This is a genomic window from Burkholderia sp. YHN3-13, assembly GCF_055810675.1.
Genome location: NZ_JBVVNQ010000004.1, coordinates 1 through 22,227, shown reverse-complemented (window position 1 = coordinate 22,227; position 22,227 = coordinate 1). Strand labels below are relative to the sequence as shown.

General features: G+C 68.1%; 20 protein-coding genes. 15 read left to right on the top strand and 5 right to left on the bottom strand.

Translation table 11 applies throughout. The annotated features are described in order from the left end of the window. Positions 1 to 50 precede the first annotated feature (50 nt). The 4 genes from garD to AC0KUR_RS11495 all read left to right on the top strand — a co-directional run bounded on the left by garD (position 51) and on the right by AC0KUR_RS11495 (position 3,368). Complete coding sequence (garD, locus tag AC0KUR_RS11510) at positions 51 to 1,604, top strand: galactarate dehydratase (RefSeq protein WP_049028983.1); 1,554 nt, start codon at positions 51 to 53, stop codon at positions 1,602 to 1,604. Positions 1,605 to 1,808: 204 nt separating this feature from the next. Beyond that, positions 1,809 to 2,201, top strand: coding sequence for a nuclear transport factor 2 family protein (locus AC0KUR_RS11505; protein WP_034187819.1), 393 nt, complete (start codon positions 1,809 to 1,811; stop codon positions 2,199 to 2,201). Positions 2,202 to 2,280: 79 nt separating this feature from the next. Further along, entirely contained in the window at positions 2,281 to 2,736 is a 456-nt protein-coding gene (locus tag AC0KUR_RS11500; protein ID WP_034187820.1) for an RbsD/FucU family protein, read from the top strand. Positions 2,737 to 2,930: 194 nt separating this feature from the next. Then, positions 2,931 to 3,368 (top strand): DoxX family protein, encoded by a 438-nt coding sequence (locus tag AC0KUR_RS11495; RefSeq protein ID WP_049028982.1) that lies wholly within the window; start codon positions 2,931 to 2,933, stop codon positions 3,366 to 3,368. Between the two features lie 118 nt (positions 3,369 to 3,486). On the opposite strand, the gene AC0KUR_RS11490 is transcribed toward AC0KUR_RS11495, so the two are convergent. Next, positions 3,487 to 4,797 carry an MFS transporter gene (locus AC0KUR_RS11490; protein WP_034187822.1) on the bottom strand — a complete coding sequence of 437 codons (1,311 nt, stop codon included), beginning with the start codon at positions 4,795 to 4,797 and terminating at the stop codon, positions 3,487 to 3,489. Between the two features lie 321 nt (positions 4,798 to 5,118). Continuing rightward, positions 5,119 to 6,297, bottom strand: a complete 1,179-nt coding sequence (locus tag AC0KUR_RS11485; RefSeq protein ID WP_059558927.1) for a branched-chain amino acid ABC transporter substrate-binding protein — start codon at positions 6,295 to 6,297, stop codon at positions 5,119 to 5,121. A gap of 574 nt (positions 6,298 to 6,871) precedes the next feature. Here AC0KUR_RS11485 and AC0KUR_RS11480 point away from each other — a divergent pair. Then, a complete protein-coding gene (locus tag AC0KUR_RS11480; RefSeq protein WP_049028981.1) occupies positions 6,872 to 7,666 on the top strand; it encodes an AraC family transcriptional regulator in 795 nt (264 codons plus the stop codon). 200 nt (positions 7,667 to 7,866) lie between these two features. Here AC0KUR_RS11480 and AC0KUR_RS11475 read toward each other — a convergent pair whose 3' ends face one another. Continuing rightward, complete coding sequence (locus tag AC0KUR_RS11475) at positions 7,867 to 8,130, bottom strand: hypothetical protein (RefSeq protein ID WP_006489463.1); 264 nt, start codon at positions 8,128 to 8,130, stop codon at positions 7,867 to 7,869. A gap of 287 nt (positions 8,131 to 8,417) precedes the next feature. Then, positions 8,418 to 10,310, bottom strand: coding sequence for a bifunctional sugar phosphate isomerase/epimerase/4-hydroxyphenylpyruvate dioxygenase family protein (locus AC0KUR_RS11470; RefSeq protein WP_034187824.1), 1,893 nt, complete (start codon positions 10,308 to 10,310; stop codon positions 8,418 to 8,420). A gap of 256 nt (positions 10,311 to 10,566) precedes the next feature. Between AC0KUR_RS11470 and aroQ the strand changes: the two genes are divergently transcribed. From aroQ to AC0KUR_RS11455, 3 genes are read left to right on the top strand one after another with little or no spacing between them, the layout of a single operon-like run. After that, positions 10,567 to 11,022 (top strand): type II 3-dehydroquinate dehydratase, encoded by a 456-nt coding sequence (aroQ, locus tag AC0KUR_RS11465; RefSeq protein WP_034187825.1) that lies wholly within the window; start codon positions 10,567 to 10,569, stop codon positions 11,020 to 11,022. Continuing rightward, the gene (locus tag AC0KUR_RS11460; RefSeq protein WP_473375914.1) at positions 11,019 to 11,888 is read left to right on the top strand and encodes a shikimate dehydrogenase; all 870 of its coding nucleotides are present in this window, start codon (positions 11,019 to 11,021) and stop codon (positions 11,886 to 11,888) included. Before aroQ ends, AC0KUR_RS11460 begins: the two co-directional genes overlap by 4 nt. A 32-nt stretch (positions 11,889 to 11,920) precedes the next feature. Then, entirely contained in the window at positions 11,921 to 13,264 is a 1,344-nt protein-coding gene (locus AC0KUR_RS11455) for an MFS transporter (protein ID WP_034187827.1), read from the top strand. A 102-nt stretch (positions 13,265 to 13,366) separates the two neighbouring features. On the opposite strand, the gene AC0KUR_RS11450 is transcribed toward AC0KUR_RS11455, so the two are convergent. After that, positions 13,367 to 14,476 (bottom strand): 2-aminoethylphosphonate--pyruvate transaminase, encoded by a 1,110-nt coding sequence (locus tag AC0KUR_RS11450; RefSeq protein WP_473375913.1) that lies wholly within the window; start codon positions 14,474 to 14,476, stop codon positions 13,367 to 13,369. A 258-nt stretch (positions 14,477 to 14,734) separates the two neighbouring features. On the opposite strand from AC0KUR_RS11450, the gene phnS reads away from it, so the two are divergent. The 7 genes from phnS to AC0KUR_RS11415 are packed head-to-tail and all read left to right on the top strand — an operon-like array spanning position 14,735 to position 22,023. Then, positions 14,735 to 15,826: a 2-aminoethylphosphonate ABC transporter substrate-binding protein gene (phnS, locus tag AC0KUR_RS11445; protein ID WP_301741413.1), complete on the top strand. Its 1,092-nt coding sequence runs from the start codon at positions 14,735 to 14,737 to the stop codon at positions 15,824 to 15,826. A gap of 34 nt (positions 15,827 to 15,860) precedes the next feature. Beyond that, positions 15,861 to 16,964, top strand: coding sequence for a 2-aminoethylphosphonate ABC transport system ATP-binding subunit PhnT (phnT, locus tag AC0KUR_RS11440; protein ID WP_473375912.1), 1,104 nt, complete (start codon positions 15,861 to 15,863; stop codon positions 16,962 to 16,964). Then, positions 16,942 to 17,862: a 2-aminoethylphosphonate ABC transporter permease subunit gene (gene phnU, locus AC0KUR_RS11435; RefSeq protein ID WP_034187831.1), complete on the top strand. Its 921-nt coding sequence runs from the start codon at positions 16,942 to 16,944 to the stop codon at positions 17,860 to 17,862. The genes phnT and phnU overlap by 23 nt, the downstream gene beginning before the upstream one ends. Continuing rightward, positions 17,852 to 18,712: a 2-aminoethylphosphonate ABC transport system, membrane component PhnV gene (gene phnV / locus AC0KUR_RS11430; protein WP_034187832.1), complete on the top strand. Its 861-nt coding sequence runs from the start codon at positions 17,852 to 17,854 to the stop codon at positions 18,710 to 18,712. Before phnU ends, phnV begins: the two co-directional genes overlap by 11 nt. After that, complete coding sequence (phnA, locus tag AC0KUR_RS11425; RefSeq protein ID WP_059558909.1) at positions 18,709 to 20,016, top strand: phosphonoacetate hydrolase; 1,308 nt, start codon at positions 18,709 to 18,711, stop codon at positions 20,014 to 20,016. Before phnV ends, phnA begins: the two co-directional genes overlap by 4 nt. Next, the gene (gene phnY, locus AC0KUR_RS11420; RefSeq protein ID WP_473375911.1) at positions 20,013 to 21,467 is read left to right on the top strand and encodes a phosphonoacetaldehyde dehydrogenase; all 1,455 of its coding nucleotides are present in this window, start codon (positions 20,013 to 20,015) and stop codon (positions 21,465 to 21,467) included. Before phnA ends, phnY begins: the two co-directional genes overlap by 4 nt. Positions 21,468 to 21,471: 4 nt before the next feature. Further along, entirely contained in the window at positions 21,472 to 22,023 is a 552-nt protein-coding gene (locus tag AC0KUR_RS11415; RefSeq protein WP_473375910.1) for a phosphonate degradation HD-domain oxygenase, read from the top strand. The last annotated feature ends 204 nt before the right edge of the window (positions 22,024 to 22,227 follow it).

Sequence of the window (22,227 nt, the reverse complement as noted above, 5' to 3'; positions counted from 1 at the left end):
GAATGTCGTATGATGACTAACGATATCGCCGATAGCCTTCAGGAATTGCAATGACTGCTTCCCCTCTCTACATCCGCGTGCATCCGGCCGACAACGTCGCGATCGTCGTCAACGACGGCGGCCTGCCCGAAGGCGCGACGTTCGCCGACGGGCTGACGCTGTGCGAAGGCGTGCCGCAGGGGCACAAGGTCGCGCTCGTCGATCTCGCGGCCGGCGATCCGGTCGTCCGCTACAACGTGGTGATCGGCTATGCGCTGACGGACCTGCGGCGCGGCAGCTGGGTCAACGAGCGCACGATGCGCATGCCCGAGCCGCCGGGGCTCGACGACCTGCCGCTCGCGACGCGTGCCGCGCCGCCGCTCGAGCCGCTCGAAGGCTATACGTTCGAGGGTTTCCGCAATGCCGACGGCTCGGTCGGCACGCGCAACATCCTGGCGATCACGACGACCGTGCAGTGCGTGTCGGGCGTCGTCGAGCATGCGGTGAAGCGGATCAAGGACGAACTGCTGCCGCGCTACCCGAACGTCGACGACGTGGTCGGGCTCGAACACACGTACGGCTGCGGCGTCGCGATCGACGCCCCCGACGCCGACATCCCGATCCGCACGCTGCGCAACATCAGCCTGAATCCGAATTTCGGCGGCGAAGTGATGACCGTGAGCCTCGGCTGCGAGAAGCTGCAGCCCGAGCGCCTGCTGCCGCCCGGCGCGATTCCGGTGACCGCCGACGGCACGGCCGGCAACGGCGGCGTCGTATGCCTGCAGGACGCCGCGCACGTCGGCTTCAACTCGATGATCGACTCGATCATGAAGATGGCCGAAGCGCATCTCGAGCGGTTGAACCGCCGCCGCCGCGAGACGTGCCCGGCGTCGGATCTCGTCGTCGGCGTGCAGTGCGGCGGCAGCGACGCGTTCTCGGGGCTCACCGCGAACCCGGCCGTGGGCTTCGCGGCCGACCTGCTGGTGCGCGCCGGCGCGACGATCATGTTCTCGGAAGTGACCGAAGTCCGCGACGGCGTCGCGCAGCTCACGTCGCGCGCGGCGAACGAAGCGGTGGCGCGCGAGATCATCCGCGAGATGGACTGGTACGACCGCTACCTGCAGCGCGGCCGCGTCGACCGCAGCGCGAACACGACGCCCGGCAACAAGAAGGGCGGCCTGTCGAACATCGTCGAGAAGGCGATGGGGTCGATCGTGAAGTCGGGCAGCGCGCCGATCGCCGGCGTCGTGCGTCCCGGCGATCGCGCGCGGCAGAAGGGGCTGCTGTACGCGGCGACGCCCGCGAGCGATTTCATCTGCGGCACGCTGCAGCTCGCGGCCGGGATGAACCTGCACATCTTCACGACCGGCCGCGGCACGCCGTACGGCCTCGCGCAGGTGCCGGTGATCAAGGTCGCGACGCGCAGCGATCTCGCGCGCCGCTGGCACGACCTGATGGATCTCGACGCGGGGCAGATCGCGACCGGCGCGGCGACGATCGAGGACACCGGCTGGGCGTTGTTCCGGCTGATGCTCGACGTCGCGAGCGGCAAGCGCCGCACGTGGGCCGAGCAGTGGAAGCTCGCGAATGCGCTGACGCTGTTCAATCCGGCGCCGGTGACCTGATGCGCGCGAACGTGGCGGCACGCCGACGCGGGCGCCTTCGGGCGCCCGTTTTCGTTGGGGGCCGCGCGGGCACGCCGGTCGCGGCCGGCGCGATTTCCTTACCTCCCGCGTAATCGACCGCCCGCGCGCGTCCGGCGACGATGGCGGCACGCGGACACGAAACGTTCGCGACATCGTCCCTTCATCGACACCAGGAGTCTTGCCATGAACACCGCCCGATCCGCTGCGTCCGTTCACACCGGCCTGATCGACCGCTACATCGACGCATGGAACGAACCCGACGTCGCACGCCGCCGCGCGCTGATCGATGCGACCTACGCGAGCGACGCGGCGTATCGCGATCCGCTGATGAGCGGCGACGGCCACGCGGGCATCGACACGATGATCGCGGCGGTGCAGGAACGCTTTCCCGCCTGCCGCTTCCGCCGCACGACCGACGTCGACGGCTTCGGCCGGCACCTGCGGTTCTCGTGGGCGCTCGTGTCGCCCGACGGCGCGGCGATCGTGAAGGGTTCGGACTTCGGCACCGTCGACGCGTCGGGCCGCCTCGCATCGGTCACGGGTTTCATCGACGAAATGCCGGCCGCGGCGTCGTAATGCGGGCGATGCATGCGCAGCGGCCGCCGGGATCGGGTAACGTTACGCGGTTCCTTCCCGATCCCGGAGACTAGCCGACATGCTGAAGAATCTCGACCCGCTGCTGCACGCCGACATCCTGCACACGCTGCGCGCGATGGGCCATGGTGACGAAATCGCGATCTGCGATGCGAATTTCCCGGCGGAATCCGTCGCGGAGCACACCGTGGTCGGCCGCGCGCTGCGGATCGACGGCGCCGATTCGGCGCGCGTCGTGCGCGCGGTGCTGTCGGTGCTGCCGCTCGATACGTTCGTCGACACGCCCGCGTGGCGGATGGAAGTCGTCGGCGACGCGGCCGCGGTGCCGCCCGTGCAGCGCGAAGTGCAGGCCGAGATCGACCGCGCGGAAGGGCGCGCGGTGCCGCTGACCGGCGTCGAGCGTTTCGCGTTCTACGAGCGCGCGCAGCAGACGTACGCGGTGATCGTCACCGGCGAGCTGCGCGGCTACGGCTGCTTCATCTTCAAGAAAGGCGTGCTGTTGAGCGACGCCGGCTAAACGCGTTTTTCGATGCGCCGGGCTGCCGGTGCCGCGGCCGCAGTGTAAAGATTTGCTACAACCTTTTTCTTGGACACCGCGGAAAGACCCTCTATGCTGGCCCATTTGCCGCGCGCCCCGCAGGGCCGCGCGGCGCTCCCGAGCCGCATGGGCGCGCCCGTGCGGACGGCCGAATTGCATACGAGGAGAAAGGCATGACGCGTTCCGTCGATTCCGGCGTCATTTTTTTCGCACGCCTGGCGCTGGCGGCGTTGTTTTTGTGGGGCGGCATCATGAAGCTGCTCGGCTACGGTGATTTCATCGCGTATCTGCATGCGATGAACGTGCCCTATCAACAGGTCGTCGCGCCGATCGTCGTCGCGATCGAGGGGCTGGGCGGCCTGCTGCTGATCGTCGGCTACAAGGTGCGGCCGCTCGCGCTGCTGATGGCGGTCTACACGATCGCGACCGCGATGGTCGGGCATAATTTCTGGGACGCGACGAATGCCGCCGTCCAGCACGACATGGTGATCCACTTCTGGAAGAACGTCGCGATCGCCGGCGGTTTCCTGCTGCTGTTCGTCACCGGCGCCGGCGGCGCGAGCATCGACGCGCTGCGCCGCCCGAGTTCGTCGTACGGCGTGCTGCGTTGAACTGAATCGATCCGCGGCGTCGCGCCGCACCAAGTCCGCACCAAGTCAAAAGGGCCGAATCCCGCACGTCGCGGGATTCGGCCCTTTCCGCATGAAACCGGCGCTTGCGCGCCGACGTTCAGCGCGCGTCCTTCACGTCCTTCGCATCCTTCGAGAACTGCACGGCGATCGCGCCGAGCACGCAGATCGCCGCGACGTACACGACCGGCGCGAGCGGGTTCGACTTCATCATCAGCGACACGATCACCGGCGTGAGGCCGCCGAAGATCGCGTACGCGACGTTGTACGAGAACGAGATGCCCGAGAAGCGCACGACGGCCGGGAAGCTCTTGACCATCACGAACGGCACCGCGCCGATCGTGCCGACCATGAAGCCCGCGATGCCGTAGTAGAGCGGCAGCGTCGACGTGTCGGCCGCGACCTGTGCGAACAGCAGGTAGTAGCACGCGGCCAGTCCGATGCCGCCGATCGCGAGCACGCGCTTCGCGCCGATCCAGCCCGCGAGCGACCCCGCGGTGATGCAGCCGGCCGTCAGGCACAGCGTCGCGACGCTGTTCGCGAACAGCGTCGTCGCGGGCGTCAGGTGGAACTGCTTCTGCAGCAGCGCGGGCGTCATCAGGATCACGACGACGATCGCGGCCGACAGCATCCACGTGAGCAGCATCGACACGATCACCGCGCGGCCGTGGTCGCGCAGCACGGCCTTCAGCGGAATCTCGGCCGCGAGCGCCTTTTTCGCCTTCATTTCGGCGAACACCGGCGTTTCGTGCAGCCAGCGGCGCAGGTACACGGAGAACAGCCCGAACACGCCGCCCAGCAGGAACGGAATGCGCCACGCGAACGCGGCGACTTCCGCCGTCGAGTAGCGGGTGTTGATGCCGGCCGCGACCAGCGAGCCGAGCAGGATGCCGGCCGTGAGGCCCGCGGTCAGCGTGCCGCACGCATAGCCGATGTGGCGCGACGGCACGTGCTCGGACACGAACACCCATGCGCCCGGCACTTCGCCGCCGACCGCCGCGCCCTGCAGCACGCGGAACAGCAGCAGCAACACCGGCGCGAGGATGCCGATCGTGTCGTAGGTCGGCAGCAGGCCCATCAGCAGCGTCGGCACCGACATCATCAGCACGCTCAGCGTGAACATCCGCTTGCGGCCGAACAGGTCGCCGAAGTGCGCCATGATCACGCCGCCGAGCGGGCGCGCGAGATAGCCGGCCGCGAAGATGCCGAACGTCTGCAACTGGCGCAGCCAGTCGGGAATGTCGTGCGGGAAGAAGAGCTGTCCTATCGCCGGCGCGAAGAACACGAAGATGATGAAGTCGTAGAACTCGAGGGCGCCGCCGAGTGCGGCAAGGCCAAGGGTCTTGTAGTCGCTGCGCGTGAGCGCGCGTTCGGCGGCGCGAGGCACGCCGCTCAATTCGGAAGCTTGCATGGTCAGGACGGTCGGTTTTCGAATGTTGTTGTCGGTGCTGCGTCTCCAGGGCCCGCTATCGGCATGGACTGACAAGGCGCGGCTGGCGTCGTCGAAGCGTGCCGCATGCCGGGTAAGGCACGAAACACGCACCGCCGCACCGGGATGGGGCACGGCGGAGACGAGGCGTCAAAGCGGGTGGGGGGATTCTACAGGAGCGCGAAATGCCTGCACGCGGGCGCGCGTCGAGGGCGGCTTCGGGCCGTGCGGCCGAAGCGTGCGCGGCGCGCGCGGCGGGTGAGCCGCCGCGCCGCGCGGAAGGGAGCGTGCGGGTCGGCCGCTTCAGTTGCCGGCGATCGTATCGACCGGCTTGAACGTGCCGTGCTCGACCTTGTAGATCGTGACCGGCGCGTCCTTCAGGTCGCCCTTCGCGTCGTACGCGATGCTCGGGGCCGACACGCCCTTGACCGACACCTTGCCGAGATACGGCGTGTACACCTTCGGATCGGTCGAGTTCGCGTCCTTCATCGCGGTGAGCAGCGCGATCGTGCCGTCGTACGAGTAGGGCGAGTAGGTGATCACGTCTTCGTTGAAGCGTGCCTTGTAGCGTGTCGCGTAGCCCGAGAAGCCCGGCATCTTTTCCTTCGGCAGCCCGCCCATGTAGACGATCGCGCCTTCGGCCGCGTCGCCGCCGACCTTCAGGAACGTCGGCGAGCGCGACATCTCGCCCGTCACGAAGGCCGACTTCATCCCGAGCTGACGCATCTTGCGGATCATCGGCGACGATTGCGCGTCGCCGCCGCCGTAGAAGATCGCGTCGGGATTCATCCCCTTCAGGTTGGTCAGGATCGCGGAGAAATCGAGCGCCTTGTCGTTCGTGAAGTCGCGCTTGACGATCGTGCCGCCCGCCGCTTCCACGGCCTTCGCGAATTCGTCGGCGATGCCCTGGCCGTAGGCCGTGCGGTCGTCGATGATCGCGATGCGCTTGAAGCGCAGCGTCTTCACCGCGTAGGTGCCGACGATGCGGCCGGCCTGCGCGTCGCTCGTCAGCAGCCGGTAGGTCGTCTTGTAGCCGCGCGCCGTGTATTGCGGCGACGTCGCCATCGAGATCTGCGGCAGGCCCGCGCGATCGTACAGGTCGGAGGCCGGAATGCTGGTGCCCGAGTTGAAGTGGCCGATGATCCCGCGGACGTTGTCGTCGATCAGCCGCTGCGCGACGGTCGTGCCGGTGCGCGGGTCGGCCTGGTCGTCCTGCGAGTCGAGCTGGAACGTGACGGGCTTGCCGCCGATCGTCGGATGCGTCGCGTTGAAATCGGCGATCGCAAGCTGCACGCCTTTCTGCATGTCCGTGCCGTAATTCGACTGCGGGCCGGTCAGCGGTGCGGCGAAACCGATCTTGACGACGTCGGCGGCGCCGGCGTGCGCGCCCGACAGTGCGCAGGCGGCGGCCAGCGCGACGTGCGATACCTTCAGCTTCACTTTCACTTCCCCTTGATGGCGTGGTTGGGCCGCCGCCGGCATGCGTGCCGGCGCCGGTAAACCGGGCGAGACGGTTCGGTCGGCAGGCCGATGCGAGGGCCGTGCAGGCCTGCCGCGGGCTGCCCGTGCTGTGCCGGAATCGGCGTGCGCGACGGTGGATGCGGCGGGCCGTGCGTGCCGATTGCCGCAGCGGCGGGATGTCGTCTCGTGACCGTGAAGCAAGTCTAGATAGCGAAAATGCGGGCGTCTTGCGCGTTCGATGCGTGACCGGCGACGATATCGGCATATCGTCGATAACCCTGATATATGCTGAAATCGTCATGGTGAATGCGCAAACGCGCCAAGACGCGGGCCGTCCGCATTTTTAGGATGGCGGTTCCGGGTATGCGTTGCCGCGGGTGTCGTACGGCATGCCGGCGGCACGGGAATCGTGATCGCAGCCGGTCGTGCACACCTGCCACAGTGGTTGCGTGCGCAACTTGTATCGCTGGCCGATAGCGCTCGACCGCGATGCGGCCGCCCGCCGCCAACCAGCCTGCCCCGCGCTCGGCGCGACGCGATCGAAGGGGCGCTTCTATAATCGACGCCATCTGCCACTCGCTTCGCGGTTGCCGGGATGACGACCTTGCTTGCCGTACCGCCCATGAGCCCGTCCGAAACGCTGCGCTACCAGCCCGACAACGCCGATCTCGGCGCGATGCTCGCGCACTTCCGCCTGCTCGAACCGGTGTTCGATGCGCTGCCGGACGTCGCGTTCTTCGTGAAGGACGCGAGCGGCCGTTACGCGATCGTCAATCGCACGCTGGCGATGCGCTGCGGCTACAAGGACAAGCGCGACCTGCTCGGCAAGACCGCCGACGAGGTGTTTCCGCGCCGCTTCGGCCGCAGCTATTTCGAGCAGGACATGGCGACGATCAACGCCGGCCAGCAACTGATGGACCAGCTCGAGCTGCACCTGTATCCGGGCCGCCAGCCGGGCTGGTGCCTGACCTGCAAGGAACCGCTGCGCGACGCCGCGGGCAGGGTGGTCGGCCTCGCGGGCATCTCGCGCGACCTGAAGGCGCACGAGGGATCGCACCCGGCGTACAGCCGGCTCGCCGACGTGGTCCAGCACATCCAGGATCACTACGTGCAGCCGCTGAACCTGAAGCAGCTCGCGCAGATGGCCGGGATGTCGGTCGCGCAGCTCGAACGCTACTTCCACAAGGTGTTTCACCTGACGCCGCGCCAGGTGCTGCTGAAGACGCGGCTCGATGCGGCCACCGCGCTGCTCGTCACGCACGACAAGGTCACCGACGTCGCCGCGCTATGCGGCTATACGGATCACAGCGCGTTCACGCGCCAGTTCAAGGCGACGGTCGGCGTCACGCCGACGGAATACCGGTTGATGCTGCAGGAGCGGGCGGGTTGACGCGATTCGCCGGCCGGGCCGGCGAATCGCAGGGATCGGGGTGTGGCGGGGAATGCGGGGTAAACGGAGAAACGGAGAAACGGAGAAACGGAGAAACGGAGAAACGGAGAAACGGAGAAACGGAGAAACGGAGAAACGGAGAAACGGAGAAACGGAGAAACGGAGAAACGGAGAAACGGGGAAGCCGTGAGAACGGCCGCTCAGCGGTAGCCGAGCCCTTTCAGGACGGCCGTGCCGTCTTCGGTCAGCCGGAAGCTCGGGGCCGTATCGGGGTCGAGCTTGACCATCTCGACCAGGCCGGCTTCCTGCAGCGCAGGCAGTTCGGGTTTTGCGTTCGCGCCGATCGGTGCATGCAGCAGCACGAGCAGCGTCGCGATTTCATGATGACTGAGCAGGCGGCGCAGCATCGTCTTCTTTGCAGGGGGCGCGGCCGGGCGGCCCGCGGGTGCTTCTACGGCGCTCATCGCTTTCCTCCTTTTCGAGATAACCATCGGGTACTGGTTGCGGATGGTGCCGTCGAAGACTTAAGCGATTCTTAAAACCGGGGCGGCCGGCGGAATGCTGCACTGCGGTACGCGTTACGGGATGTAACGCCAAGCGCGGCGCGGGCTCCGGCCCGATCGCGGTGAGCCGCGCGGGCGGGCTCTCGGTTCTCTGATTCACCACGATGGTGCGTGCCGGATGCCGTCCGTTGCATCCCCTGCGGACGACATCCGCGGTCCGGCCGCGAGGCCCGATTCGCTTCCTTCCCTTATTTCCTGCGCTGGGCCTGCGCGGCGAGCCGCACGGCCGCGTTCGTCGCGCCGTAGCCGTCGTACCCGCCGCGCCGCTCGACGATTTCGAGCGAGAAGCGGTTGTCGACCAGTTCCGTATACGCGTGCAGGAATTCGCCGCCGTGCTCGTCGCGGTCGTACAGCAGGTGGTGCGCGCTCAGCGTGTCGATCAGTTCGTCCGGCAGCGCATAGCGTGCGGCGAGATCGTCGTAGTAATTGGGCGGGATGCGCAGGAACGGCACGCCGTCGGCCGCGAACGCGGCGACCGTCTTCACGATGTCGTCGGTGCGGAACGCGACGTGGTTCAGTCCCGTGCCGTGGTAGCGGTCGAGCGATTCGGCGACGGCCGTATGACGGTCGACCGACGCATTCAGCGCGATCCGCACCGAGCCGTCGGCGCTGCGCACCGCGCGGCTGCGCATCAGTCCGTACGGGTCGGGGACGAGCCAGCTGCGCTCGGCCTCGAAGCCGAACGCCGTCTTGAAGAACAGGATCCACGTGTCGAGCGCGTCGGCCGGCAGCGCGAGGCACACGTGGTCGATCCCCGTCAGCGGGCCGACTTCGCTCGGGCCGTCGATGTCGGTCAGCACGAAGTCCGATTCGTACAGCGTCGGCGCGTTCGGTGCTTCGTCGACGAAATACTCGAGGCTGCCGTCGGGCGCCTGCACGCTCGGCAGCACGCGTTCGTTCGGCCCGACGCGCCCCGAGAACGGCGCGTAACCGAAGCCGGCCGCGCGTTCGAACGCCACTTTCGCGTCGTCGACGCGGAACGCCGACGCGCACAGCGACAGCCCGTGCTGCTGGAAGAACGCATCGGCGAAGGAGTCGCGCTCGGCGTTCAGCACGATCGACGCGGCGCCGTGCTGGAACAGCGTCACGTCCTTCGAGCGATGCCGGCCGGCGAGCCGGAAGCGCATCCGGCCGAGCCATTCGCCGACGATCGCCGCCGCCGGTGCGTCGACCGCGAATTCGATGAACTGGAACCCGACGTGCGCGGGCGGCGCCGGCGGCGCGAACAGCGGCTGGCCGGCGGCCGGCGCGCGGCCGTCCTGCGCGAGCCGCGTGCGCGTCAGTTCTTCCAGATAGAGCAGCGAGCGATGGCCGTCGGCGGCCGTGATCGCGGTCGGCGCCGCGCGGAAGCCGTCGTTGAAGATCTCGAGCGACAGCGGCCCCGTATAACCCGACTCGATCACCCGCGCGGTGAAGCGCGCGAGGTCGAAGTCGCCCTGGCCGGGGAACGAGCGGAAGTGGCGGCTCCATTCGAGCACGTCCATCGCGAGCTTCGGCGCGTCGGCGATCTGCACGAACGCGATCCGGTCGCCCGGGATGTCGGCGATCCCGTCCGGCGAATCGTCGAGCGACAGCGTGTGAAAGCTGTCGAGCGCGAGGCCGAGGTGCGGGCTGTTCACCGCATTCACGAGTTTCCACGCATGGCCATAGCGCTTCACGACGCGGCCCCACGCGAGCGCTTCGTACGCGGCGACCACGCCGGCCTGCCGCGCGGCCTCGGCGAGCGCGCCGAGCTGGTCGACGAGCAGCCCGTCGTCCGCGATCGTGTCGGCCGACACGCTGCTGCAGACGAGGATCCGGTCGGTGCCGAGCGCATGCATCACGTCGAACTTGCGCTTGATCCGGTCGAGGTTGCGCGCGAGCTGGGCCGCGCTGACGCCCTCGAAGTCGCGAAACGGCTGGAACAGCACGATATCGAGACCGAGATCGGCGGCCATGCGCCGGACGTCGGCCGGCGATCCGTCGAAGTAGACGAGGTCGTTTTCGAAGATTTCGACGCCGTCGAAACCCGCGGCCTGGATGGCGGCGAGTTTCTCGGCGAGCGTGCCGGACAGTGACACGGTGGCGATCGAGCGCTGCATGGCGATTCCTGCGGATGAACGGGGCATGGCGTCGGCCGAACCGGCCCTGAATGAACCAGTCGTTGAGTTCCCGATGGGCGCCATATCCCGAATTTACTGGGCTAGTGGTCCGTATTGTACAAACTAACTAGGTGGTACAAATTAGCGAAAACCCGAAAAGACAGCGCGCTTTCACGGGCGCACACTAGCGCCAAATTCCGATGTCTTCGGGGCGGTGCCGGTCGTGGTCCGTCCCTTTTTCAGGAGCAGAAATCACATGAGCAAGCCCAAGGTATTGGTGCTGAACGGCCCGAACCTGAACCTGCTGGGGACGCGCGAGCCCCATATCTACGGCGCGGAAACGCTCGCCGACGTCGAGCAGCGCTGCCGTGCGGCAGCCGAGGCGCTCGGGCTGGAGATCGAGTTCCGCCAGTCGAATGCCGAGCATCAGCTGATCGACTGGCTGCATGCCGCGCGGGTCGACACGGACGGCATCGTGATCAACCCGGCGGCCTATACGCACACGTCGGTCGCGCTGGCCGACGCGCTTTCCGCGATTGCGAAACCGGTGATCGAAGTGCATATCTCGAACGTGCATCGCCGCGAGGCGTTCCGCCACCATTCGTATGTGTCGGCCATCGCCGAAGCCGTGATCTGCGGCTGCGGCACCGAAGGCTACGTGTTCGCGCTGCAGCGCTTCGCGACGCTGTTCGCGCAGGGAGCCGCACGATGAGCCGCCCGTCGTTTCTGATCGGCCTGATCGGCCAGGGCATTGGCGGGTCGCTGTCGCCCGCGATGCATGAGGAAGAAGGCTTCCGCCAGGGCTTCGGCTACGTCTACCGGCGCATCGATCTCGACGTGCTCGGCGTGACCGCCGACGCGCTGCCGCAACTGCTCGATGCCGCGCAGCGGATGGGCTACAACGGACTGAACATCACGCACCCGTGCAAGCAGCGCGTGATCGAACACCTCGACGCGCTGTCGGACGACGCGCGCGCGCTCGGCGCGGTGAATACCGTGCTGTTCAAGGACGGCAAGCGGATCGGCCACAACACCGACTGGTCGGGCTTCGCGAAATCGTTCCGCCGCGGGCTGCCCGGCGCGAAGCTCGATCGCGTCGTCCAGCTCGGCGCGGGCGGTGCCGGTGCGGCCGTGGCGCACGCGGCGCTGCAGATGGGCGCGGCCGAACTGACGATTTTCGATGTCGACGGCACGCGCGCCGCCGCGCTCGCGGGCGAACTGCAGCAGCGCTTCCCCGGCGTGCGCGTCGTGGCGGGCGGCGCGCCGTCCGGCGACGAACTCGCGGCCGCGATGCGCGCCGCGACGGGCCTGATCCACGCCACGCCGACCGGCATGGCCAAGCATCCGGGCTTGCCGCTGCCGGCCGAGCTGCTCCACGCGGGCATGTGGGTGGCCGACATCGTGTACTTCCCGCTCGAAACCGAACTGATCCACGCCGCGCGTGCAGCTGGCTGCGCCACGCTGCCCGGCGGCGGAATGGCCGTCTACCAGGCCGTCGACGCGTTCGAGATCTTTACCGGACGCACGCCCGACGCCGAGCGAATGTTCGATCACTTTCAGTCGCTCGTCGCGCGCTGACCCCTCACAAAACGAGAAACCAGGAGACAACCATGCAGCACACCACTCACACGAGTGCCGCGCCGGCGCAGGCGGCCGGCACGGTCCGGCGTACGTCCGCGCGCTACAAGATCCTCGCGTTGCTCGCGATCGGCACGATGATCAACTATCTCGACCGTACCGTGCTGGGGGTGGCTGCGCCGCAGCTCACCAAGGAGCTCGGCATCAATGCGGCCGTGATGGGCATCATGTTCTCCGCGTTCTCGTGGACCTATGTCGCGATGCAGGTTCCCGGCGGCCTGTTCCTCGACCGCTTCGGCAGCAAGATCACCTATTACTGGTCGATGACGCTGTGGTCGCTGTGCACGCTCCTGCAGGGCTTCGTGCCGGGCGTCGCGACGCTGCTCGCCTGCCGGCTCGGTCTCGGCGTGACGGAAGCGCCGTGCTTCCCGACCAACAGCCGCGTCGTCGCGACGTGGTTCCCGCAGAACGAGCGCGCGATGGCGACGGGCACCTATACCGTCGGCGAGTACATCGGCCTCGCGTTCTTCAGCCCCGTGCTGTTCGCGCTGATGGGCGCGTTCGGCTGGCGCTCGCTGTTCTGGGTCGTCGGCGCGGTCGGCATTGCCTTCGGCCTCGTCTGGTGGAAGTTCTATCACGAGCCGCGCAACCATCCGGGCGCGAATGCGGCGGAACTGGCCTATATCGAGGCCGGCGGCGGCCTCGTGCACGGTACGCGCAAGGCCGGCGACAAGGACGGCAAGGCCGCGCAGACGAAGTTCAGCTGGTCGATGGCCGGCAAGTTGCTGAAGAAGCGCCAGCTCGCGGGCATCTGCCTCGGCCAGTTCGCCGGCAACTCGACGCTCGTGTTCTTCCTGACCTGGTTCCCGACCTACCTCGCCACCGAGCGTCACATGGGCTGGCTGAAGATCGGCTTCTTCGCGGTGATGCCGTTCATCGCCGCATCGGTCGGCGTGATGTTCGGCGGGATCTTCTCCGACTGGCTGCTGCGCCGCGGCAAGTCCGCGAACCTCGCGCGCAAGCTGCCGATCATCGCGGGCCTGCTGCTCGCGTCGACGATCATTCTCGCGAACTACGTGAAGAGCAACGAGGCCGTGATCGCGATCATGTCGGTCGCATTCTTCGCGCAGGGGATGGCCGCGCTCGGCTGGACGCTCGTGTCGGACATCGCGCCGGACGGCCTGCTCGGCGTGACGGGCGGCATCTTCAACTTCGCGGCGAACCTCGCGGGCATCATCACGCCGCTGGTCGTCGGCTTCATCGTCGCGACGACCGGCTCGTTCGTCGGCGCGCTCGTGTTCATCGGCGTGATCGCGCTGGTCGGTGCGCTGTCGTACATCTTCGTCGTCGGCGACATCAAGCGGATCGAGCTGTAAGTACCGGCTCCACGCACATCCGGTGCGTTAGCCCGGCGGCCCACCGGCCGCCGGGCTTTTTTGCGTGCGGCGCCGGCGGGCGTGCCGGCCGGCGCACTGCGCTCAGGCGCGCTGCAAGGCGATGCCGAGCGATTCGACGGCTTGCGCGATCGCCGCGACCGCGCGCCGGATATCGCCCGAGTCGATCGCGCCGATGCAGCCGACGCGGAACGTCTCGCGCTGCGTGAGCTTGCCCGGATACAGGATGAAGCCCGCGTCGCGCACTGCGTCGTAGAAGCGGCGGAAATCGTAGGCCGGATGGTCGGGGGCGTGGAACGTGACGATCACCGGCGCCTGCACGCGCGCGTCGAGGAACGGCACGAAGCCGAGCGCGTGCATCGATTCGACCAGCGTCCGGCAGTTGTCCGCGTAGCGTGCGCCGCGCGCCGGCTGGCCGCCTTCGGCGAGGTACTGGTCGAGCGCGGCGCGCAGCGCGGCAATCACGTGCGTCGGCGGCGTGAAGCGCCACTGGCCCGTCTTGCGCAGGTACGCGTACTGGTCGTGGAGGTCGAGCGCGAGCGACGGCGAGTTGCCTTCGCATGCGTCGAGCGCGTCGCGCCGCACGATCGCGAATCCCATCCCCGGCACCCCTTCGAGGCATTTGCCGCTTGCCGAGACCAGTGCGTCGATGCCGCTGTCCGCCAGCGCGATCGGCAATGCGCCGAACGAACTCATCGCATCGACGATCAGCCGCTTGCCGTGCCGCCGGCACACGGCCGCGATCGCATCGAGCGGATTCAGGATCCCGGCGCTCGTTTCCAGATGCACGAGCGCGACGTGCGTGATGCGCGGCGCGCGCGCGAACGCGGCCTCGACCGCGGCCGCGTCGACGGCCGCGTCCTCGCCGAACGGCAACGCGATCGCGTCGATGCCGAGCCGGCCGAGGATCTTCAGGATCCGCGCGCAATACGCGCCGTTGTCGGGCACGAGCACGACGCCGTCGCGCGGCACCAGCGTGCCGAGCGCGGCCTCGACCGATAACGTGCCGCTGCCCTGCATCGGCACGCACACGTACGCGTCGCCGCCTTGCGCGATCGCGACGAGGTCGGCGCAGACGCTGGCCGTCAGCCGATTGAAAGCGGCGTCCCACGAGCCCCAGTCATGTTGCATTGCGTGGCGTGTCGTGGCGGACGTGGTGAGCGGGCCGGGCGTGAGCAGAATCGGATCGGACATGGTTTTTCTCCAGCGGCAGTCGAACGAAATGCCGGGCGGCATTTCTGAATGACTTGCATGATATTGGCAAAATGTGTCATTTTTTGGAAATTGTGGCATTCGTCACGGGTTTGTCATCGAACGCTGTGATCCTTTGGTTGCCGCGCGCAACCCACCGCAGCGCGGCGGCGCGGCAGGCCGTCGGTCGGCCAGCCCGGAGATAACAGGAGAGCCGGATCGTGCCCCGGCCGTTTGGTGTTCCGCCTACGGAGAAGTGAGATGACACTGCAGAAACCCTCGCGCGCCACTGCCGGCGTGTTCCGCAAGCTCGCGCTGGCCGCCTGCGCCGCCGGTCTGCTGCAAGGCGCCGCGATGCCGGCGCAGGCGGCCAACGCGGTCGTGCTGTACACGGCGGACGGCCTCGAGAACCTCTATCGCGACGTGCTGCCGGCCTTCGAGAAGAAGGAAGGCGTCAAGGTCAACATCGTGACGGCGGGCAGCGGCGAGGTCGTGAACCGCGCGAACATCGAGAAGAATTCCCCGAAGGCCGACGTGATCGTCACGCTGCCGCCGTTCATCCAGCAGGCCGGCCAGATGGGCCTGCTGCAGGCGTACCAGAGCGTGAACTACAAGAACGTGCCGGCCATCGCGAAGGCCGAGGACGGCACGTGGGCGACGTTCGTGAACAACTACTTCTCGTTCGCGATCAACCCGGACGTCGTGAAGAACCAGCCGAAGACGTTCGCCGACCTGCTGTCGCCGGCCTACGCGGGCAAGGTCGCGTACTCGAACCCGGCCACGGCCGGCGACGGGATGGCCGTGCTGATCCTGACGACGTCGCTGATGGGCGAGGACAAGGCATTCGACTACCTCGCGAAGCTGTCGCAGAGCGTGAAGTTCCATACGAAGGGCACGGGCTATCTGAACGTGCTGCTGTCGCGCAACGAGATCAGCGTCGCGAACGGCGACCTGCAGATGGACCTCGACGACGCCGAACACGGCGCGCTGTCCGTCAAGCCGATCTTCCTGGCCGCGAAGGACGGCGACCAGCCGACCACGTTCCAGCTCCCGTACGGCATCGGCCTGATCAAGAGCGGCCCGAACCAGGATGCCGGCAAGAAGCTGATCGACTACCTGATGTCGACGGACGTGCAGTCGAAGGTGCCGGACATGTACGGCATCCCGGGCCGCACGGACGTGCCGCTGGCCGGCAAGAACGGCGAAGCGGTCAAGAAGGCGATCGCGGGCGTGAAGCTGATCCCGGTCGACTGGACCCAGGTGATGGCGAAGAAGCCGGTGTGGATCGAGCGCTGGAAGAAGGACGTGATCGGCAGCTCGGGCAAGCCGCTCGACGTCGTCAAGCCGAAGTGATCGGCGCACGCCGCCCGTATTAGCGAGCAAGAGGATGAACCCGGTGGAAACCGCCCTGACCCATCCCGGCGCATTCGGCGCCGCCGAACCGCGCGCGACGCTGCGGTCCGGCGCGCCGGGCGGCGTGCAGATCGAACACCTGAGCGTGCGCTACGGCGCACGCACGGTGCTGGAGGATCTGTCGCTGTCGATCGGTGCCGGCGAATTTCTGACCGTGCTCGGCAAGAGCGGCTGCGGCAAGACCACGCTGCTGCGCTTCATCGCCGGGTTCGTGAAGGCCGATGGCCTGACCGGCACGCTGACCGTGGCCGGACGCGATCTGACCTATGCGCCGCCGCACAAGCGCAATCTCGGTCTGCTGTTCCAGAATTACGCGCTGTTCCCGCACCTGTCGGTGTTCGAGAACGTCGCATTCGGGCTGCGCGCACGCGGCATGGCGTCGTCGGAAGTGACGCGCCGCGTTGCCGACGCGCTGAAGCTCGTGCAGCTCGGCGATGCCGGCCATCATCTGCCGGCGCAGCTGTCGGGCGGGATGCAGCAGCGCGTCGCGCTGGCGCGCGCGCTCGTGATCGAGCCGGACGTGCTGCTGCTCGACGAGCCGCTGTCGGCGCTCGACGCCAACCTGCGCGCATCGGTGCGCAGCGAACTGAAGGCGCTGCACGAGCGCCTGCCGAACCTGACCGTCGTCTGCGTGACGCACGACCGCGACGACGCGCTCGTGCTGTCCGACCGCGCGCTTCTGATGTGCGACGGCCGCATCGCGCAGCTCGGCACGCCGCAGCAGCTGTACGACGCGCCGCGGGACGGCTACGTCGCCCGCTATCTCGGCCCGGCGAACCTGCTGCCGCCGCACGTGATCTTCCCGCTCGGCGATCCGCGCCACGAAGTGCGCGGCAAGGTCGCCTGCGTGCGCCCCGAGCGCCTGACCGTGATGCCGCCCGCCGCGGGCGGCCTGCACGGCACGGTGTCGTCCGTCGAATGGCAGGGCGCGGACCTGTCGATCGCGGTCGTGATCGACGCGGCGCCCGACGAGCCCGTGCGCGTCACGATGCAACGCGGCCGCGGCGCGGCCCCCGAGCGCGGTGCGCGCGTGTCCCTGCATTGCGAGGCAGACGATGTCGTCCTTATCGAGCCCTGAAGCCGGCCTGCCGCCGCACGTGCTCGCGTCGGCCGCCGCGCATGCCGCCGCCGCGCGGCGCCGCAAGCGCAGGGGCGACCTGCACCTGGCCGCGCTCGCCATCGTCGTGCTCGGCCCGCTCGTCGTCTATCCGCTGGTGCGGCTCGTGCTGCTGAGCCTGTCGGGCGATCACGGGCTGAGTTTCGCAGCGTACCGGACCTTCTTCGGCAACCCCGATACGCGCGGCGTGCTGCTGACGACGCTCGGCGTGCTGTTCGCGAGCGCCGGCACCGCATCGGTGCTAGGCGTGCTGCTGGCCGCGCTGCTGTTCTTCAAGCCGTTCCCGGGCGCGTCGCTCGTCACGCGCTTCCTGGAGTTGTACGTCGCGTTTCCGTCGTTTCTCGTCGCGTTCACGCTGATCTTCCTGTACGGCTCGCAAGGGTCGATCAGCATCGCGCTGCAGCACCTGTTCCATCTCGAGAACCCGCCGCTCGATTTCCTGTTCGGCATCGGCGGCGTGATTCTCGCGCAGACCGTGTTCTACACGCCGTTCGTCGTACGGCCGACGCTCGCGTCGTTCGCGACGCTCGACCTGCGTCTGATCGAGGCCGCGCGCAGCCTCGGCGCGCCCGGCTGGATGCTCGCGCGTCGCGTCGTGCTGCCGATCGCGTGGCCGGGCATTGCCGCCGGCACCGTGCTGTGCTTCCTGCTGACGCTGAACGAGTTCGGCATTCTGCTCGTGCTCGGCAGCGCGCGGCTCGTCACGCTGCCGGTCGCGATCTACAGCAGCGCGACCGTCGATCTCGACCTGCCGACCGCATCGGCCGGCGCGGTCGTGATGCTGGCGTTGTCGCTGGCGCTGTACGCGGTTTATCGCCGGGTGAACCGGCGTGCGACGGGAGGGAACGATGTCCGCTGAATTTCGTATCGGGCAAGCCGTGCCGCGCCACCGGATCGGCCGGAGCGACGCGCTGCTCAAGCATGCGACGCGCGCCGCGCTCGCGCTCGCCGCGTTCGCGTGCTTCTGGCTGTTCGTGCTGCCGGTCGTCGTCGTCGCGCTGTCGAGCGTGTCGACGCAATGGTCGGGCACGATCCTGCCGGCCGGCTACAGCCTGCGCTGGTTCGAGCGGCTCGGGTCGCCGGAATACGACGCGCTGCTGACGAGCCTCGAAATCGGCTTCGGCGTGTCGGCGATCGGCACGATCCTCGGGCTGTGGCTCGCGCTTGCGCTCGAAGGGCGCGACCGGCGCGGCCTCGGCGCGGTGGTCGACGCGCTCGTGATGGTGCCGAACGGCGTGCCGAGCGTCGTGCTCGGGCTCGCGGTGCTGATCGCGTATCACCAGAAGCCGCTCGACCTGTCGAGCTCGGCGGCGATCGTCGTGCTCGTGCAGCTCGCGCTGATCTTGCCGTTCTGCTATCGCTGCGCGGCCGCCGCGCTGCGTCCGGAGTTGACCGTGCTGCGCGAAGCCGCCTCGAGCCTCGGTGCGCCGCCCGCGATGGTGCTGCGCCGCGTGCTGCTGCCGCAGCTCGTGCCGGCGCTGCGCGCGAGCCTCGCGCTCGGCTTCGCCCTGTCGCTCGGCGAGCTCGGCGCGACGCTGACGGTCTATCCGCCCGGCTTCGCGACCGTGCCGATCGTCGTGATCGGGCAGGTCGAGCGCGGTTACTACCTGCCGGCCTCGGCGCTGTCGTTGCTGATGCTCGGCGCGTCGCTCGCGGCGCTGCTGCTGATCGCGGCGCGGGTGCCGCGCGGCACGCGGGCGGCATCATGAACGCCGCGTTCGCATTGCGCCATCCCGGTGACGCTTCGGCGGCCGGTGCATCGACGGATCTCGCGGGCCGCTCGGTCGACGTCAACGGCCGGCGCTACCGGTTGCCGGTCGAGCCGACCGTCGTCGTCTGCGTCGACGGCTGCGAGTACGACTATCTCGAAAAGGCGGTGGACGCGGGCGTCGCGCCGTTCATCGGCCGGATGATCGCGGAAGGCACGGCCTGGCGCGGCGATTGCGTCGTGCCGACCTTCACCAACCCGAACAACCTGTCGATCGTCTGCGGCGTGCCGCCGTCGGTCCACGGGATCTGCGGCAACTATTTCTGGGATCCGGCCGCCGACGGCGGGCGCGGTGCCGAAGTGATGATGAACGACCCGGCCTACCTGCGGGCCGGCACACTGCTCGCGGCGGCGTCCGACGCCGGCGCGCGGGTGGCCGTCGTGACGGCGAAGGACAAGCTGCGCCGGCTGCTCGGCTGGCAGATGCACGGCATCTGCTTTTCCGCCGAGAAGGCCGCGCAGGCGAATCTCGCGGAAAACGGCATCGTCGACGTGCTCGACTGGGTCGGCCTGCCGTCGCCGGACGTCTACAGCGCGGCGTTGTCCGAATTCGTGTTCGCGGCCGGCGTGCGGCTCGCGCAGACGCGGCAGGTCGACCTGATGTACCTGTCGACCACCGACTACGTGCAGCACAAGTGCGAGCCGGGCAGCGCGGGCGCGAACGCGTTCTACGCGATGATGGACGGTTACCTCGCGCAACTCGACGCGCTCGGCTGGGCGATCGGGCTCACGGCCGATCACGGGATGAACGCGAAGCACGACCCGGCGACCGGCCGGCCGAACGTCATCTATCTTCAGGATGCGTTCGACGGCTGGTACGGCGCGCAGTCCGCACGCGTGATCCTGCCGATCACCGATCCGTACGTCGTGCATCACGGCGCGCTCGGCTCGTTCGCGACGATCTATCTCGCGCCGGATGTCGACCGCGCCGAGGCGATGTGGCGCGTCGGCGGCCTCGACGGTGTCGAGCTCGTGCTCGACAACGCGGAAGCCGCCGCACGATTCGAACTGCCGGCCGACCGGATCGGCGATCTCGTCGTGATCGGCCGCCGCGACATGACGCTCGGCACGCGCGCGCGCGAACACGACCTGTCGGGCCTCACCGTGCCGCTGCGTTCGCACGGCGGCGTGTCGGAGCAGGAAGTGCCGTTGCTGTTCAATCGGCGTATCGAGCGGGACGATCCCGCGCGTCGCCCGCGCAATTTCGACGTGTTCGATTTCGTGCTGAACCGGGTCGCGACATGATGGCGCATCCCCGACACGATCACCCGGCGTTTCGCGCGGAGGCGCTGCGCTGGTGCGGTACGCGCGCGATGCGCGAGCGTACGCTCGACGTGACGGACCCGTATACGGGCATGCGCGTCGGCACCGCGCCGCTCGCGAGCGTCGACGACGTGCGCGCGGCGTTCGATTACGCGCTGGCCTATCGGCCGAAGCTCACGCGCTACGAGCGTTCGCAGATTCTCGAACGGGCAGCCGCGCTGCTGCGCGAGCGCACCGAGGAAGCCTCCGATCTGATCACGCTCGAATCGGGGTTGTCGAAGCAGGATTCCCGCTACGAGATCGGCCGCGTTGCCGATGTGCTGAAGTTCGCCGCGGTCGAGGCCTTGCGCGACGATGCGCAGAGCTTCTCGTGCGACCTGACGCCTCACGGCAAGGCGCGGCGCGTGTTCTCGCAGCGGCAGCCGCTCGACGGCGTGATCGTCGCGATCACGCCGTTCAATCATCCGATGAACCAGGTCGCGCACAAGATCGCGCCGGCGATCGCGACCAACAACCGCGTGATCGTGAAGCCGTCGGAGAAGGTGCCGCTGTCGGCGTTCTATCTGGCCGACCTGCTGCACGAAGCCGGGTTGCCGGCGCCGATGCTGCAGGTGCTGACCGGCGACCCGGCCGAGATCGCGGACGCGCTCGTCACGCATCCGCAAGCGTCGCTGATCACGTTCACGGGCGGCGTGGCGATCGGCAAGGCGATTGCCGCGCGGGCCGGCTACCGGCGCATCGTGCTGGAGCTGGGCGGCAACGATCCGCTGATCGTGCTTGAAGACGCCGATCTCGAGCGCGCGGCGTCGCTGGCGGTGCTGGGTTCGTACCGGAATTCGGGTCAGCGCTGCACGGCCGTCAAGCGGATGCTGGTACAGCGTTCGATCGCGCCCGCGTTCACCGAATTGCTGGTCGAGAAGACGCGCGCATGGACGTACGGCGACCCGTTCGATCCCGCGAACGAAATGGGCACGGTGATCGACGAGGCGGCGGCGCGCCTGTTCGAGGCGCGCGTGGAAGAGGCGGTCGCGCAGGGCGCGCGCCTGCTGACCGGCAACGTGCGGCGCGGCGCGCTGTATGCGCCGACCGTGCTCGACAACGTCGATCCGTCGATGACGATCGTGCGCGAGGAGACCTTCGGGCCCGTATCGCCGGTGATCACGTTCGATACGATCGACGACGCGATCCGGATCAGCAACGGAACGGCGTTCGGGTTGTCGTCGGGGGTGTGTACCGACAGCACGGCGGCCGTCGTGCGGCTCGTGAACGAACTGAACGTCGGCACGGTGAATGTATGGGAGGTGCCCGGATACCGGATCGAGCTGTCGCCGTTCGGCGGCATCAAGGATTCGGGGCTCGGTTACAAGGAAGGCGTCCAGGAGGCGATGAAGAGCTTCACGAACCTGAAGACGTTTTCGCTGCCTTGGGAGTAAGCGTATGGCATTGACGGTGGAGGAGATCCACGGGCTGTATCGCGAGCATGGCCATGTGGCCTATAGCGGAGAGCCGGTCACGCAGCTCGAGCATGCGTTGCAGAGCGGCTTGCTGGCGGAAGCGGCGGGCGCCGGCGAGCCGCTGGTCGCGGCGGCGTTCCTGCACGACCTCGGGCATCTGCTGAATCGCCGGGGCGAGACGCCGAGCGCGCGCGGGATCGACGATCTGCATCAGTATTACGTGCTGCCGTTCCTGAGGCCGCTGTTTTCCGACGCGGTGCTGGAGCCGATCCGGCTGCACGTCGACGCGAAGCGCTGCCTGTGCCGCACGGACGCCGGCTACTTCGAGAGCCTGTCGCCGGACTCGGTGCGCAGTCTCGCGTTGCAGGGCGGCATCTTCAGTGAAGAGGACGCGACGGCATTCCTGCTGCGCCCGTTCGCGGAGGATGCGCTGCGTCTGCGCCGTTGGGACGATACGGCAAAGGAATCAGGCAAGGCGACACCGGATCTCGATCACTATATGGAGATCGTCGCGCGCCAGGCACGCACGGACTGACGGCGGTTCGGCCGCTTCCCTATAAGGCCCCGCACGCGGCAGCGTGCGGGGCCTTATATTTTTTGCGAAACCCCTTGCGCGATTGCCGACGGGTGCATAGAATCACGCCTCTTTCGCGCTCACGGAAACGCGGCGCGGAAGGAAGGGAAGCAGTGCGGTTGAGGCTTGGCGGGAACGGCCTCGGCGGTACGGAAGTTGAGCCCC